Annotated in this window: 10 protein-coding genes; 3 read left to right on the top strand and 7 right to left on the bottom strand. The window is 42.1% G+C overall.

Annotated elements, in window-relative coordinates:
- Positions 1–192 precede the first annotated feature (192 nt).
- The gene (locus tag ABTV71_RS26240; RefSeq protein WP_121120708.1) at positions 193–1803 is read left to right on the top strand and encodes a S41 family peptidase; all 1611 of its coding nucleotides are present in this window, start codon (positions 193–195) and stop codon (positions 1801–1803) included.
- On the opposite strand, the gene ABTV71_RS26235 is transcribed toward ABTV71_RS26240, so the two are convergent.
- The 5 genes from ABTV71_RS26235 to uvrA form a co-directional block, all read right to left on the bottom strand.
- A complete protein-coding gene (locus ABTV71_RS26235; protein WP_433901609.1) occupies positions 1793–2956 on the bottom strand; it encodes an endonuclease/exonuclease/phosphatase family protein in 1164 nt (387 codons plus the stop codon). The genes ABTV71_RS26240 and ABTV71_RS26235 overlap by 11 nt on opposite strands.
- Positions 2901–3779: a rhomboid family intramembrane serine protease gene (locus ABTV71_RS26230; RefSeq protein ID WP_121120706.1), complete on the bottom strand. Its 879-nt coding sequence runs from the start codon at positions 3777–3779 to the stop codon at positions 2901–2903. Before ABTV71_RS26230 ends, ABTV71_RS26235 begins: the two co-directional genes overlap by 56 nt.
- Positions 3780–3790: 11 nt before the next feature.
- A complete protein-coding gene (locus ABTV71_RS26225) occupies positions 3791–4474 on the bottom strand; it encodes a rhomboid family intramembrane serine protease (RefSeq protein WP_433901608.1) in 684 nt (227 codons plus the stop codon).
- A 13-nt stretch (positions 4475–4487) separates the two neighbouring features.
- The gene (mutL, locus tag ABTV71_RS26220) at positions 4488–6368 is read right to left on the bottom strand and encodes a DNA mismatch repair endonuclease MutL (protein WP_121120704.1); all 1881 of its coding nucleotides are present in this window, start codon (positions 6366–6368) and stop codon (positions 4488–4490) included.
- 186 nt (positions 6369–6554) lie between these two features.
- A complete protein-coding gene (gene uvrA / locus ABTV71_RS26215) occupies positions 6555–9398 on the bottom strand; it encodes an excinuclease ABC subunit UvrA (RefSeq protein ID WP_121120703.1) in 2844 nt (947 codons plus the stop codon).
- 335 nt (positions 9399–9733) lie between these two features.
- Between uvrA and ABTV71_RS26210 the strand changes: the two genes are divergently transcribed.
- Entirely contained in the window at positions 9734–10789 is a 1056-nt protein-coding gene (locus ABTV71_RS26210) for a DUF2157 domain-containing protein (protein WP_433901607.1), read from the top strand.
- Positions 10790–10876: 87 nt separating this feature from the next.
- Here ABTV71_RS26210 and ABTV71_RS26205 read toward each other — a convergent pair whose 3' ends face one another.
- Entirely contained in the window at positions 10877–11554 is a 678-nt protein-coding gene (locus tag ABTV71_RS26205; protein ID WP_121120701.1) for a response regulator transcription factor, read from the bottom strand.
- A 148-nt stretch (positions 11555–11702) separates the two neighbouring features.
- A complete protein-coding gene (locus ABTV71_RS26200; RefSeq protein ID WP_121120700.1) occupies positions 11703–13022 on the bottom strand; it encodes a sensor histidine kinase in 1320 nt (439 codons plus the stop codon).
- A 113-nt stretch (positions 13023–13135) separates the two neighbouring features.
- Here ABTV71_RS26200 and ABTV71_RS26195 point away from each other — a divergent pair, with 113 nt between their 5' ends.
- Positions 13136–15508, top strand: a complete 2373-nt coding sequence (locus ABTV71_RS26195) for an outer membrane beta-barrel family protein (RefSeq protein ID WP_433901606.1) — start codon at positions 13136–13138, stop codon at positions 15506–15508.
- Positions 15509–15575: the final 67 nt, after the last annotated feature.

Here is a 15575-nt window from a genome sequence, read left to right as displayed (position 1 = left end):
TGTTATTTCGTGTTTTCTGACAATGCAGAAAGCACTAGTTTTTAATGATGAACAGTCAACGACAATTTTTTGTTTTTAATGTAAAATTCTGCAGCTGTGTACGGGTAAAACCGAATAAACTTGTTACTTTTGGGGGTAATTTCATGAACACACAAACACAGTTTATCTGTTTATAAACACTGGATTTTTCCTATGCAAAAGAGTATTAAGCGAAATATTTTTGTAGCTGCTACATATGCTGCAGTATTGCTTCTTGGCTTGCTGTTGGGACAAAATTATGCCGAAGAACAAGGGAGCAACCAGAAAAAAACCTTTTCCAGTTTAGGTTCCAACGGCAACTCAGACAAACTACAATACTTGATTCAGCTGATTTCCGAAAACTACGTAGACAATATCAGCATTGATACCGTGCAGGACGAAGCAATAGAGCACGTCGTCTCCCGTTTGGATCCTTTCTCCACCTTTTTACGGCCTAATCAGGTACTCGCTAAACAGGAGACTTTGGAAGGTTCCTTTGATGGGATAGGTGTGGAGTATTTTCGTTTAAAGGATACACTGCTGGTGGTGGGTATGGTCTCTGCGGGACCTGCCGAGAAAAGTGGCATGCGGATCGGTGATCGTATTCTAAAAATCGGAAACAAAGATCTGGCGGGGAAAAAGGTGCCCGAGGCGGAAATCGAAAAATTGATCCGTGGGAAGAAAGGAACTGCGGTACTTATTTCGATCCAGCGCGATGGACGTACTCTCGTTAATCCGCTGAAAGTCATTCGTGACCAGGTCAACGTTACCAGCTTGGATGCGTCTTATATGATCGCGCCTAAGACTGCTTATATCAAGATCCGTCGCTTTGGGCATAAGACCGCAGATGAATTTAAACAGTCGCTGATTGATATGCGTAAAAGCGGTGCTCAGGACCTAATCTTGGATCTAAGGAATAACGGTGGCGGATTTGTGCATACGGCCATAGACTTAGCTGGACAGTTTTTCAAAGAAAAGAGGCTGTTGATGTATACTGAAGGAGCCAATGAACAACGTCAGGATTATTACTCAGAGAAACCGGGTGAGTTTGGTGACGGGCGTGTTGTCATATTGATCAACGAAAGCACAGCATCAGCGAGTGAGATTCTGAGCGGTGCTTTACAGGATTTGGATCGGGCCACTGTCGTTGGAAGACGATCCTATGGAAAAGGCCTAGTGCAGGAACAGTTTGATTTCTCCGATGGGTCGGCTGTTAATCTGACTGTGGCACGTTATTATACGCCGCTTGGTAGGTGTATTCAACGTAAATATAGCCGTGCTAATTTTGATGCCGCAAAATACATGACCGGATTTGATCTCTGGACACTGGATACGGAATTTCGTCAAAAGGAGATGTTTACAACCAGCAAAGGAAAATTGGTTTTTGGCGGTGGGGGGATTTTACCCGATGTGAATATCCCGATTGACACCAATGAAACAAGTGCTAAGTATCGCGAGATCTTTCATTCCAATGCAATTGAGGAATTTGTGTACGATCGTTTTACAAAACATCTGCCGGCATATTCCATCGAAAACTTTATCAGTGGTTACCATTTGCCGGCTGCAGAGTTTAATTTATTTATCACCTTTCTGAATGCGCAGAAAAGGATTTCAGTTAACGCAAGTGAAGCAAAAAGTCTACATGATCTGATCCAGTCGGATATAGAAGCTTTGGTCGGACGATATTATTTTGGTCGGGAAGCCTATTACAAAATAAAAAACAGAAGGGATAAATTTATAGAAATAGGTCTTAAATCGCTAGGCTATCAGATGCCTAAGGTTTAAGCCGTAGATCTGACCATACCGGATAATGATCAGATAGCTTTTGTTTCGCGACCTGATAATTCATGACCTCAAATTTGGGGCTGGCAAAGATATAGTCGATCTGAAAAATCGGCAAAAGAGCATGGTGTGTAACGCCCCATCCATTTCCTTTTTCTTTAAAGGCATTATACATGCCGCCCCCAATTAAATTTACAGAATAACTCATGGGTGTATCGTTAAAATCACCAACAGCAATGTAAGGATATTGACAATCATTCATGTGTTTTTTTAAGGAATGCGCCTGCTCACTGCGGAGCTCAAAGGCATTTTTTAGTTTTCTGCTCAGTCGACGGGTTGCCCTATTGTCGTTCTCATTCTTATTGGACAGGTTTTGGATAAACTCCTTGTCTTCATTCTGAAGAGCAAAAGAACGTAGATGGATATTGTAAATGCGAATTAGCGTATCCTGTTTTTTGATGTCCACATAGCATATTCGATTGATGCCGTAATCATTGTCACGGATTGTTCCGGAATCATAGATGGGAAATCTGGACAATACAGCCATGCCATAGGCTTCATAGTCATTTTTGGAACTAGGCTCAAAGAAGAAATAGTCGTAACCTAGTTTGTCCTTGAACTCCTCCGAAAATACATGTTTTCCTTTTATTTTACTGATATATTCCTGAAAGCAGATGACATCCGGTGAGATGCTATCTATGATACGCACGACGTCAGCCTTAAAGCTTTTTTTTTCATCATCGACCTTTTTGAACAAATGTGCATTGAAGGTCATGATGCGGAGCGTCCTTGTCTCGGGAGGTACTGGCGGATTTTCTTTGCGGATGTTCCAATGTTTGGTTAGAAATGGCCAGCCGATTAATATTGCGAACAGCGAATAAAGCGCAATTTTTCGTTTGCGAAGCAGCCAGTAACAGATAAAACCAATATTAACGAGCAGAATGGGGAGATAACCTAACCCCAGAAATGCGATGGGCCAAAAGGATTTCGGATTGATGAAAGTCGCTGAATAACTCATGAGCAAAGCAATGATCGCAAGCATATTCGCCAGAAACATTGTTTTGCTTATAAATCCCAGTTTTCTTCTTAAAAAAGTCCTTCTATCCATCAACCTTGTCGCCACTATTGCTTGCTCGAAAGAGCGTTTCTTTTTCATGGTGTGTCAGACTTTCGTAACCAGATACTGAGATCTTATCCAAGATGGCATCAATTTCATCCTGATTGGGTAAGTCATAACGATGTTTCCGATTTGTCGGTATATTATTGCCTACAACAACTTTCATTTTTGCAGGTCTTTTTTGTTTTTTCTGAAAAAGTGTAGACCAGTCCATTCCTGATCTGAGGGCATAGGTAAAAGCCATACCAAATAATACGACCGCAAAATATGAGATCGCTGCAGGTCTATTGCCAAGGGTGAAAAATAAAAACTCCAGTGCAAAATAGACAATGGCTACTATTTTTAATTTAACCGTACCAAAAAGCAACAGCCGTAATTCGTAGTTTGGCACCAAGGTTACAATTGCCGCAAGAACAGCCGCCAACGGATGGGCTCCGCCCATTAAATGCAAGCTTGTGGGGGGCGGTATCAACGTACCAAAGCCAACATATAAGGAGCTGCTGAGGAGCCATGAAGCGATATAAACAAAGAAAAACTGTCTCTTGTTTAAGAAGGTGAAGAATATTTGGCCAACCCAATATAGCCAAAGACTGTCAAAAATCAAGTTTAAAAGCTGTACATAGACAAAGTTGGATGAAATCAGTGACCAAGGTTGTGCTAAGAAGATCGAAAAATTGCTGGGTAAACTCAAATGCTGTACAATCGGCTGTAAAAAGCTTTGTGAGACAAGTTTCAGCTCAAAAAGAAGGTCCAGAAAATAGATGAGGACAAATAAACAAACCTGTATACTGATCACAACCGGAATCGGTGAACCGGTCTTATACGTTTGTCTCCAAAAATCTTTTAAACCAATGTTATTCATTACACACGCTATTAATAGATTCCCTTTCTAACCTTCCAGAATTTGAGCAGCAAATAACCGAACAATGCCCCGCCGACATGAGCCAAGTGGGCTACTGAATCTCCCGGTCTGGACAAGCTCATATAGATTTCGATCAAGATAAAGCCTCCGATCATATATTTCGCTTTAACTGGTACAGGAATAAACAAAAATTGAAGCGGTATGTTTGGAAAAAGGTATGCAAAAGCCAATAGAACACCATAAATTGCTCCGGAGGCACCTAACATACGGGTGGTATATATCTCTTTCATTAAGTTTTGACTGGCAAAATCCAAGTTTGATATATCCAGCCCCTGATGCAGAGGGAAAAAACTTCCAGTAGCATTAAAGACTTCAACCCCCTGAACGCCCATTTGCAATAACCAAGCACCAATACCGGAAATAAGATAAAAATTCAAAAAACGTTTGGGGCCAAGGACATGCTCGATCATAGGACCAAACATTACAAGCGAAAACATATTGAAAAAAATATGCGCGATGCTTACTTGATCATGCATAAACATATGGGTAATTACCTGCCAAATTTTAAAATTTGGTGAATCCGGATAGAAAACCGGAAGATAATTATACGCAATAGGCACGAACTGTGATCCAAGGTAAAATACAATATTTACGATCAGTAAATTCTTGATAACGGGTGTCAATTGTTGAAACATATAGTTTTATCTTCTAGTTTTTACCAAATTTTTCTGCCAATTCCTGTAAGGTAAATGTTACGATCACGGGGTTGCCATAGATGGAAATATTCGGTGATTGGCAGGCAAAGAGCTTGTCAACCAGCTCGGCCATGGCCGTATTATCAAGCTGTGTGCCCGGTTTGATCGCTGCATTGCGGGCAAGACTTTTCGCCAGATTCTCCCTTTTTGACAGCTTGTACTCGGATTGATTATTCTTATAATCTTCCAATATCTTTTCAATCATTTTTATCTCATCAAAACCTGTCCCCAAGTCTGCTGGAATTCCGTCAATAATATAGGAATTTTTTCCAAATTCACGAATCTGAAATCCTAACCCATTGATGTCGTCCAATAAATCTTTCATCAATTCATTATCCGAAGGATTGAGATCTATTGTTTGCGGGAATAGACTTTGCTGGCTTAGGCCCTTATGCTGATCGAGTTGTGCCAGAAACTGCTCAAATAAAATGCGTTCGTGCGCAGCCTGTTGGTCAATAAGGATAAAGCCTGAATGAATCTGTGAAACAATATACTTGTTGTGCAGCTGAAAAAACAATTTGGAGGAAGTTTTATCTTCCACCTGAATAGCCTGTGGGCGGTCCGTCTCCTGTTCTGAATTCGTATGCAGGGGGAGCTGTACAGACTCTTCCTTTTCCACGATTTCATATAATGAATCCCAATTGCTTGGTATTCCCCCGGTTTTTTTGGCAAAGCCTTCGGCATAGCTATCCGATCTGGAATAGGAAGATGTGGATTTGTCCGTATCAAAAGGGTTGAAGTCAGGATTGAAGGTGACTGTCGGAATAATAATCTCATCCAATGATTTCTTTGTGATCAGATTGGAGAAGCTGGTCTCCTGTTCGAAATCCAAAGAAGGCATGATATTATATCGTCCCAATGATCTTTTCACTGCTGAACGGATGATGGCGTAAATTGCTTTATCATCCTCGTATTTGATTTCAGTCTTTGTTGGATGTACATTGATATCAATACGGGCAGGATCTATATCAATAAACAACACATAAAACGGGAAGGTCTCCGCCTGCATGATATCCTCGTACGCATTCATCACCGCATGGTGCAGGTAAGGGTCGCGAACAAAGCGTTTATTGACAAAGAAAAACTGTTCACCACGCGTTTTCTTCGCAAATTCAGGTTTACCGACAAAGCCTTCTACCTTGATAATGGAAGTATCCTCTTCTACAGGGACAAGGCGCTGGTTGTAATTGTTCCCGAAGATATGGACAATCCGTTGTTTCAGTGTTTCGGCAGGTAAATGATAGATTTCATTCCCATCACTATGCAGTGAAAGGAAAATCTGTGGATTGGACAAAGCGATACGTTGAAATTCGTCAATGATATGACGCATTTCAACGGAGTTGCTCTTTAAGAAGTTCCTGCGGGCAGGAATGTTGTAAAAGAGATTTTTAACTAAAATATTTGTTCCAGCAGCGACAGCTTCTGGATATTGGTTGATAACTTTTGATCCTTCTATTTCGACTACAGTACCAAGTTCATCTTCGATACGGCGTGTTTTTAGTTCGACTTGTGCGATCGCGGCAATGGAGGCCATTGCTTCTCCACGGAAGCCCATGGTACGGATGGCAAATAAATCTTCTGCTTTGCGGATCTTTGAGGTCGCATGGCGTTCAAAGCAAAGACGGGCATCCGTTACACTCATTCCACAGCCATTGTCAATGACCTGGATCAACGACTTGCCTGCATCTTTAACAATAAGTTTGATTTTGTCAGCTCCAGCATCAATGGCATTCTCAATCAATTCTTTTATGGCAGACGCTGGCCGCTGCACCACTTCTCCCGCCGCAATCTGATTGGCAACATTATCTGGAAGTAATTGAATAATATCCGACATATAATACAAAGTTACGAAAAACCTTTATGAAATCTGCTGCTTAGCTCGTGTACCAAATTCAGTCAAAGAAAGGCCCGATCAGGTGTTATTTAAAATCTGCGCTAGGAGGTCATCCTGAAGCAGAGCATAGGCCGGACCGGATAAATGCATAAGAGCAAAAAAATACACAGCCTCAATAATGAATGCCTATTGCATCTCTAATTTTAAGAAACGTGCGGTTTCGCTTTTCTTGTTTTTAATTAAATTTTCCGGGGTTCCCTCAAATAATACCTGACCGCCCTCTTTTCCGCCTTCAGGACCGATATCAATCACCCAGTCAGCCGACTTCACAACATCCAGGTTGTGTTCGATAATCAACACGGTATTTCCCCGGTCTACCAATCGGTTGATTACGCCCATAAGCACGTTAACGTCCTCAAAATGAAGTCCTGTGGTGGGCTCGTCAAGAATGTAAAATGTATTTCCTGTATCTTTCTTGGAGAGTTCAGTAGCAAGTTTCACCCGTTGAGCCTCTCCGCCGGACAAGGTTGTAGACGATTGACCTAAGGTAATATAACCTAAACCTACATCTTGTAATGTTTTGATTTTTCTGTAAATACTCGGTACGTTTTCAAAAAAATCGACCGCATCATTGATGCTCATGTCCAGTACATCTGAAATAGATTTACCCTTGTAGCGTACTTCCAAAGTTTCTCGGTTATAACGCTTTCCGTGGCATGTTTCACAAGGAACCTGTACATCGGGCAGGAAGTTCATTTCAATTACTTTTAAGCCTGCACCCTGACAGGTTTCACAACGTCCACCTTTGACATTGAACGAAAAACGACCTGGTTTATAGCCCCTGATTTTTGCTTCGGGGAGCTGTACGAACAAGGTTCGTATATCGGAGAATACACCCGTATACGTCGAAGGGTTGGAACGTGGTGTACGGCCTATAGGACTTTGATCAATTTCAATAACTTTATCAATATGTTCCAGGCCTTCAATCTTTTTGAATGGAAGCGGGGTTGCTTTGGCCCGGAAAAAATGTTTATTCAGGATCGGGTAGAGCGTACCAGTGATTAAGCTGGATTTACCAGACCCCGAAACACCCGATACAACAATCAATTTGCCAAGCGGAAACGCTACGGTCAAGTTCTTGAGATTATGCCCTGTAGCGCCATGAAGCGTCAGTGTTTTGTGATTGCCTTCACGACGTTTTTCGGGAATTTTAACTTCTTTTTTCCCATTGAGATAAGCCGCGGTCAATGAGTCTGATTTTAAAATCTCCTTGGGCTGGCCCTCCGCAACAACAGTGCCGCCATGGACGCCGGCAGCAGGGCCCATGTCAATCACATAGTCGGCATGAAGGATCATGTCCTTATCATGCTCAACCACTAAAACCGAATTGCCAATATCACGCAAGTTTTTAAGCGCGTTGATAAGACGTTCATTGTCCCGCTGGTGTAGTCCGATACTTGGTTCATCCAAAATATAAAGCACATTGACCAGCTGTGAGCCGATCTGGGTCGCTAAACGGATCCGTTGTGCTTCGCCGCCTGATAATGTTTTGGCCGTACGATCCAGCGTCAGATAGTTTAAGCCTACATCCAATAGAAAGCCCAGACGAGCCCTTATTTCTTTAAGTATTTCGGTCGCAATGACCAGCTGGCGTTCGTCCAGTTTGCTTTCCACCTGATCGAACCATTCTTTTAATGCAGAAATATCGAGGGTTGATAATTCATGGATATTCTTGTCTGCGATCTTAAAGTGTAGCGATTCTCTCTTTAACCGCGCTCCTTCACAGGTTGGGCAGGTAACTTTGGTTCTGAAATCATCCAACGAAGGGGCTTCATCCGAAGACTTTCCTGAAAATTCTTCCAGCATTTTGAAGATCCCCTCAAATTCCACACGATATTCACGGGCGCCGTAGCTTCCGTAGGATACGGTGACGATGATCGGTTCTTCTTTATTGCCAAACAAAAGCTGGTCGATCTGCTCATCATTAAGTTTCTCTAAGGGAGTTGTGACGGCAAAATCCAATTTTTTGGCTACGGCTTTAAGCACTTCAAACGTCCAGTTCTCCCGGGTGGGCCCCAACGGCGCCAGGCCTCCTTTTTGGATGCTGAGCTTCTTGTCGGGAATGACCGCATTTTTATCAATTTCAAAAATATAGCCCAACCCGTCACATGTCGGACAGGCACCATAGGGCGAGTTAAAAGAGAATGTGTTTGGCTGCGGTTCATCATAAGAGATACCGGATTCAGCATCCATCAGGTAACGGCTATAAAATTGCTCCTGATTGTCTTTTGTAGACACTTTGATAATGCCTTTTGCCGTTTTCATGGCTTGCATCACCGAGGTTTGCAGGCGCTTCTTATCTTCACGTTCTATTTTCAGACGGTCAACGACAATTTCAATATCGTGAATCTTATAGCGGTCTACCTGCATTTTGGGGACCAAATCCAATATTTCGCCATCCACACGTACCTTGACATAGCCCTGCTTGCGAATTTGTTCAAAAAGCTCACGGTAATGACCTTTACGTCCCTTCACGACAGGAGCGAGGATATTGAGTGCTTGGCCTTCAAACTCATCCAAAATACGTTCGATCACCTGATCGTCAGACATACGCTCCATCTTTTTGCCAGTGACATAGGAGAATGCTTCCCCGGCACGGGCAAACAAAAGGCGCATAAAATCGTATACTTCTGTAATTGTTCCGACAGTAGACCTGGGATTTTTGCTCGTTGTTTTTTGTTCAATGGAAATCACAGGACTCAAACCCGATATCTTATCGACATCGGGACGTTCCATACCGCCCAGAAACTGCCGGCTATAGGCACTAAAAGTTTCCATGTACCGACGTTGGCCCTCCGCATAGATGGTATCAAAAGCCAAGGAAGATTTACCACTACCGCTTAAGCCGGTGATAACGACCAATTCATTTCTCGGAAAGGAAACATCTATATTTTTTAGATTGTGCGCACGCGCTCCAAATACTTGAACTTCATTCTGTTCGCCCAGATCTGGGCTTCTTTTTACTGCCATGAAAACTCCTTAAAACCCGTGTAAAAGGGATAAAATGCAAAACATGCAAAATTACAGATTTTAAAGGAATTATGCGAGCATATCTGACTTTTGGAATAAAATGTGATATAGATGTGATTTGGATATCCTGCGACAACCCGAGGCATCTAAGAAAGTTACGAAGGTAATTGTTATCTTGTGGCCGGCTAAGGTGGCTATAACAACTTGTAAGCCGTAAGTTTGTACAGGAACAAAAAAATAAAAATAAAACAAGGAGATACTTCGGTAAGTCGAAAATTTGCCGGATTAAATTATTTGTTACTTATTCTTTGTTCTACAATATCAATACAATAACAATGCGAAAATACGACGTCAGCAAACAGGAAAAGCAATCCATCGAAGATATCGTCCAATTTTGGAAGAAGGAAAATTTATTGGATGAACAAAAGGCCAATGAACTGATGGATAGCCTCGACGTCAAAAGTTTCGATTGGGGACAATTGGCCCGTTACGCCTTTTGGATTGCACTGGCCTCCCTGGTATTTGCTGTTTTTTCGTTGTTTACAGATGCTTCTTTTCTTGCTTTCGTCGATACCCTTTACGAAGCCCCCAATATTTTATTCTGCTTCTTTTTTGCGGCGGTTGCTGTCCTTTTTTACACGCTCGGCTTTCGCTACAAAAAACGTTATCCCTACAAGAACCTGTCCACGGAGACCATGATGCTGATCGGCGTGTTCGGAACGGCAGCCTGCATTGGTTTTATGGGGAAGGTATTGGATAAGGATACCATGCATTATTCGCTCTTGTTTTTATTGTCCGTCGCGATCTACGGAATTCTCGCCGTAAAGCTCGATAGCAAGCTGATCTGGACGTTTATGTTATTGGCACTCGGAGTTTGGTTTGCTACTGAGACAGCTTACCATAGCAACTGGGGTTTTAAATTCTGGGGAATGAATTATCCCCTACGTTTTACGATTTTCGGCGCTATAATCACGGCGGCAGCTGTTTGGTTACAGCCACGGTTTGAACGTTTGTGGATATTTCAACCAGTTAGTTATATCATTGGGTTGATTTACCTCATGGTTTCTTTGTGGACACTGTCTATTTTTGGCAACTATTCGGATTTTTATGAATGGACTACCGTACGCCAGTATCACATGTTTTATTGGGGTATGCTGTCCACTGCTGTATCGGCATTTCTTGTGATTTATGGATTAAAGGCAAAAGACAATGTCACCCGTGAGGTGGGCTTTGTCTTTTTGGTGTTGAATATCTACACCCGCTATGTGGAATATCTGTGGGATAATATCAATAGAGCCGTGTTTTTCTTGATCCTTGCAGTTTCTTTCTGGTTTGTCGGCCGTTGGGCAGAGAAACTATGGAACAGACGAAAGGAAGAGTTCAGAGGGTAATACTATTGAATGCATCGACGGAGCGCATCGAACAACTAAAATGCGCTATGCAGTGCAGGGGGGATCGTCTTTGAGGCAACCTGCGCATCAAAAATGAATGGTAAATCCTACGCCCCGATTCGAACTGATGCGGAGATTGGGATCATGGCTCAGGTATTTTCGTATACGGGTGATAAAAACGTCCATGCTTCTGCCCGTAAAGAAATCAGCGCTCCCCCATACCTTTTCAAGGATATCTTCCCGTGTCACGAGCTGACCATTGTGTTGACAAAGAAATAAAAGTAATTGGGCTTCGCGCTCAGTGAGCCGATATTGCTCCATAGCATGACTTAGCAACAGTTGATCGGGAAAAAATAGGTATGAACCAATTGGAAATGAACCCGCGGACACATTTTTTTGATTGCGTTTTAGTATATTCTGTATACGAAGTAACAATTCTTCGGGATCACAGGGTTTGGTAATATAATCGTCGGCACCGATTTTTAAACCGGTCAACTTATCGATCTTCTGCTCTTTGGCCGTTAAAAAGATAAAAGGAAGTGACGGAAAAAGTGTATTGATTTGTTTTGCCAGTGTAAAGCCACTCACCTGGGGAAGCATCACATCCAGAATAATTAAATCATACCTCACAAGCTGCTGAAAGTCTGCTTTGAGTTCATTTGGCTGTGAAATCCATTCCACCTGAAAGTCTGAAAGCTCCAGATATTGTCTGAGCATAAATCCAAAATCCGGATCATCTTCTACCAACAATAGTTTATTCTTCATTTCTTTGTTTCATCTAACGGATATCTGGTCCTTATTCCCTGATCCATTATAAAGTTAATAATACGATCTTTATTCAAGTGCTGCTTTGCGGCACTTCGTGTGGTAACCTCTGCCGCCGCTTGGCAATATTGGACAACGAACTGATAAATTAGCGGGGCAATTGCACCACAAAAGTTGTACCTTGCTGCAATTTACTCATCACGCTAATCTCTCCCGCATATTTTTTGACGATATTCCTAACCAAAAATAGTCCAATCCCTAATCCCTTTGTATCATGAATATTGTCTTTCTGGATACGGTAAAACTTTTCGAAAATATAGGGTAACTCGCTTTCTTCCATGCCTTGTCCGTTGTCTTTGACCTGAATGGATAGATAGTTCTTTTGTTCCTCAAACCGGATATTTAGTTGTGTGGCACCATATTTAACCGCATTATTCATCAAGTTTGAAAATAATGTCGCTGTATCTATTGGGTTAAGGCAAATTGGCAAGTTGGGACTTGGTTCCACAATGAGTTTGACAGTTGGATTACACAGCTGAAAATCACTAAAAATTGCCTGGAGTTCTTTCGCTGTTGTTGGGGCTAAACTCGTCGCGGTTTGATGTTCATTCAGCGGATCCAGTGTCTGTTCCAAGCGGCTTACCTGGCGTTCAATTACCGCTATGATATGATCATCCGGAGATTTTCGGAGTGTTTTGGCCGCAATTTTAAGAGTAGCGATAGGCGTTTTTAGCTCGTGCGAGATATTGTCCACTACATTGTGCAATACAGCGATCTGTTTATCCTGTTTCCTGAGGTTGTTAATTGTCCGGTAAAATAACCAGATACAAGCCGCTAGGATCAATATGGTGCTTAACAGCAGTGAGGTTAGCTCCTTAAATAGAATCCAGTTGAGATTGACCACCTCAAAAGAAGTCTTGCGCGGAACAGAAAAAACATATAGAATCTCTTTGCTTTGGATACTATCCTGAATCTTGTTCGTTTCAGTTTTTTCCGTAAGCCATTTACTGCTGGATAATTCTGTAGGGTTGTGAAAAGTGCCCTTTGTGGTATAAACAGTGATGGGCCCACGAACCAGTGGGGTTGTTGCATTTTTATAATAAATGCCTAATATTTCCTGCCTGAGGATGACATACATGCCCAGTGGCCGGAATATGCTGTCAACATATTTTGTTAACGCTGGGGATGTTTTCTGCGCGTGTGTTTTATATAAATTCTTTAGACCATCTGCTGTGATCTCCTTTTTAACCAGTTTAATGTAATAGTCACGGGCGATATCCTTGCTTAATAGGTTGTTGTCAAAAATAGAATCGGAGTCTTCTAGTTTGTCCAGGTTCTTTTTGACATCAGCGAATACTTCACGTTGTTTGAGTCGGTAGGTATTGTACAATTGATAACCTTGTATGCCAATGAGGATGGCAAAAAATAGGATGAAAAGGATAATGTAATTTTTAGGTTTCAATTCCATATACAAATATAACCTCTCCTAGCGAAGATCATAAACCTTAACGCAGCATTAACTCTTCATTAACCATGTTTAGCTGTATTAATGGACAATTTTGGAACATTAGATACCGAAATATGAAATGCTTATTATTTTTGCTTGCAGCACCATTGTTTGTGACGGCACAGACGAAACAGGTCGGAGGACAGATCCGGGATGGTAATAATGAGGTGCTGGCTGATGCATCCATTGTTTTGTTGGACAGTACCTATCAACAGATCAGCGAAACGAAAACAGATCGTGCCGGGAAATTTGAAGTGTCATTGCTGCAGCATAGCAAATACTATCTGAAAGCCTCGCATTTAAACTTCGGATTCCTTGAAATATTTTTTTACAGCGACACCATAAAAAGTCCCCTGATGTTGACACTCTTGCCAAAGGCGAAAGAACTTGCCGAAGTGAATGTGGTGGGTCGGCAACCGCGATTGATCCGTAAATTGGACCGCCTGGAATTTAATGTTCAAAATAGTAATCTCTCCGCACTCAACACCTGGGATATTCTCAAACGGACTCCCCTGGTAATGGCCAGCGGTTCGGACCTCATGGTGCGGGGAAGTAAAAAGATCATGCTGCTTATTAATGACCGTAAGGTAATGCTGAGTGGTGATGAACTGAAAACTTATTTGGAAAACACAGCCGGTAATGATGTACAATCCATTGAGGTGATTACCAATCCACCGGCAAAATATGAAGCGGAGGGAAGCACGGTCATTAACATCAAGCTGTCCAAATCTACATTATATGGTTATCGGGGTACCCTGTTGGCCCTGGCCGAAAGGAGTACGACCTGGAAACAGTTGTTTGGACTCACACAGTATTATAGAAACGAAAAGTTCAATCTACGGGGGACATACAATTTTGGGCGCGGTACCTATGCCCGTTATGAAACAAACTATGTGTATTATCCCAAGGAACAGACCTCTTGGGAAGGCACAATGGACCGTTTCGATACCAATAATAGCCAAAATAGCTATGTGCTTTCGATGGACTATACGCCAGACTCGACATGGTCCGTCAATGCAGGCTTAAACGGTTACTATGGACCGAAATCCTATGGTATTTATGAAGTGCCTACGGTGATCTATAACAAAGACCGGGTGCAGGAGTCCAGTTATTTTACAACAAACGATCACGAACGTTCCAACAAGACCAATAACCTCTATTTACAGGTGACGAAGAAACTTAGCCCCAAATGGAGCATCAATTGGTCTTCTTACTTTACGTCAAGCCATGCCAGCAATGATCAAGATGTATTGACGGCATTGGATTTTAAAGGCGAACAGCCGTCGAGCACACGTTTTATCAGCGATAATGATAGCAAAAATCGTCTTTTTTCCTCGCAGCTGGACGTTACGGGAAAGATAAAGGGGCTGGAAGTAGAATTTGGGGGAAAATTTAGTGCCGTTAAGACCACAAGCGACCTGCTGTTTTCAGATGATGAATCCGGTACACTACAGCACCGACCGGACAAGAGCAGTCTGTTTGATTATAAAGAACGCAATGTGGCTTTGTACACATCGTTTAGCTATGGGTGGAAGAAATGGAGCTGGAAAGCAGGATTAAGAGGGGAGTATACCGATTTGGAAGGTATTGTCTCAGAGCCTAAGGATATCAACAAGAAGGATTATTTTGTGCTATTCCCTACGTTCTATATGCAATATGCATTGGCAGACCAACAGCAATTTGGGTTTTCCTACGGTAAGCGCATCAGCCGTCCCACTTACTCATGGCTCAATCCGGCGAAATCTTATTATAACCTGTTCTCCTATTTTCAGGGCGACCCGCGTTTAAGGGCTACCATTGTACATAACCTCAACCTCACCTGGACAAAGAATAGCTGGAATGTAGATCTATTTTACCGGTTTGAGAAATGGCCTAATATGGAAATCGCCTTGCAGGATAATGTCAATCATCAGCTGATCTTTCAATATACCAATATTAAGAAAGGGCAGGGAGCGGGGATAGATCTGGGCAAGAGTGTTCAGCTGACCTCCCGCTGGGGATTAAATCTTCAGCTGGAAGGAATGTACAATGAGAATTATTTTATGGGATCTGATGCCGTGCTTCACAAGAATGACGTTTACATCGGCAATGGGAATATAAGTTCAAGCTATGTGCTGGACAAAAATGCCGGCTGGAATGTAGAACTCGGAAACAGCTTTACTTCGCCGACTATTCAGGGGCCATTTCGGATTACAGGCTATTCCAGTACTTACTTGACGACTAACCGTAAATTTTTTAATAAGAAGCTGGAAGTGAATCTGGCGTTTATGGATATTTTCAGAACTGAAAAAATGAGAATCTCGTCAAAGTATGCCGATCAGGACAATTATTTTGACGATTACCAAGATACAAGAAAGGTCAATGTAACGCTGCGGTATCACTTCGGAAACCAAAAAATCAAGAGCAGTAATCAGCCGACCAAGACTGAAGAGCAAAAAAGACTTTAGCCCACAAAAAATGCCTACGCTTAAACCCATAGATGGAATTAAAATCTGTAGATTTAAGCGTAGGCAT

The sequence above is a fragment of the Sphingobacterium puteale genome, assembly GCF_050986225.1.
GTDB classification, from domain to species: Bacteria; Bacteroidota; Bacteroidia; order Sphingobacteriales; family Sphingobacteriaceae; genus Sphingobacterium; species Sphingobacterium puteale.
Note: the sequence above shows the minus strand (reverse complement) of the source record. Positions and strands in the feature narration are given on the sequence as shown.

Coding starts and splice junctions, on each gene's coding strand:
- ABTV71_RS26240 (WP_121120708.1), top strand. CDS start 193: ATGCAAAAGAGTATTAAGCGAAATATTTTTGTAGCTGCTACATATGCT.
- ABTV71_RS26235 (WP_433901609.1), bottom strand. CDS start 2,956: ATGAAAAAGAAACGCTCTTTCGAGCAAGCAATAGTGGCGACAAGGTTG.
- ABTV71_RS26230 (WP_121120706.1), bottom strand. CDS start 3,779: ATGAATAACATTGGTTTAAAAGATTTTTGGAGACAAACGTATAAGACC.
- ABTV71_RS26225 (WP_433901608.1), bottom strand. CDS start 4,474: ATGTTTCAACAATTGACACCCGTTATCAAGAATTTACTGATCGTAAAT.
- mutL (WP_121120704.1), bottom strand. CDS start 6,368: ATGTCGGATATTATTCAATTACTTCCAGATAATGTTGCCAATCAGATT.
- uvrA (WP_121120703.1), bottom strand. CDS start 9,398: ATGGCAGTAAAAAGAAGCCCAGATCTGGGCGAACAGAATGAAGTTCAA.
- ABTV71_RS26210 (WP_433901607.1), top strand. CDS start 9,734: ATGCGAAAATACGACGTCAGCAAACAGGAAAAGCAATCCATCGAAGAT.
- ABTV71_RS26205 (WP_121120701.1), bottom strand. CDS start 11,554: ATGAAGAATAAACTATTGTTGGTAGAAGATGATCCGGATTTTGGATTT.
- ABTV71_RS26200 (WP_121120700.1), bottom strand. CDS start 13,022: ATGGAATTGAAACCTAAAAATTACATTATCCTTTTCATCCTATTTTTT.
- ABTV71_RS26195 (WP_433901606.1), top strand. CDS start 13,136: ATGAAATGCTTATTATTTTTGCTTGCAGCACCATTGTTTGTGACGGCA.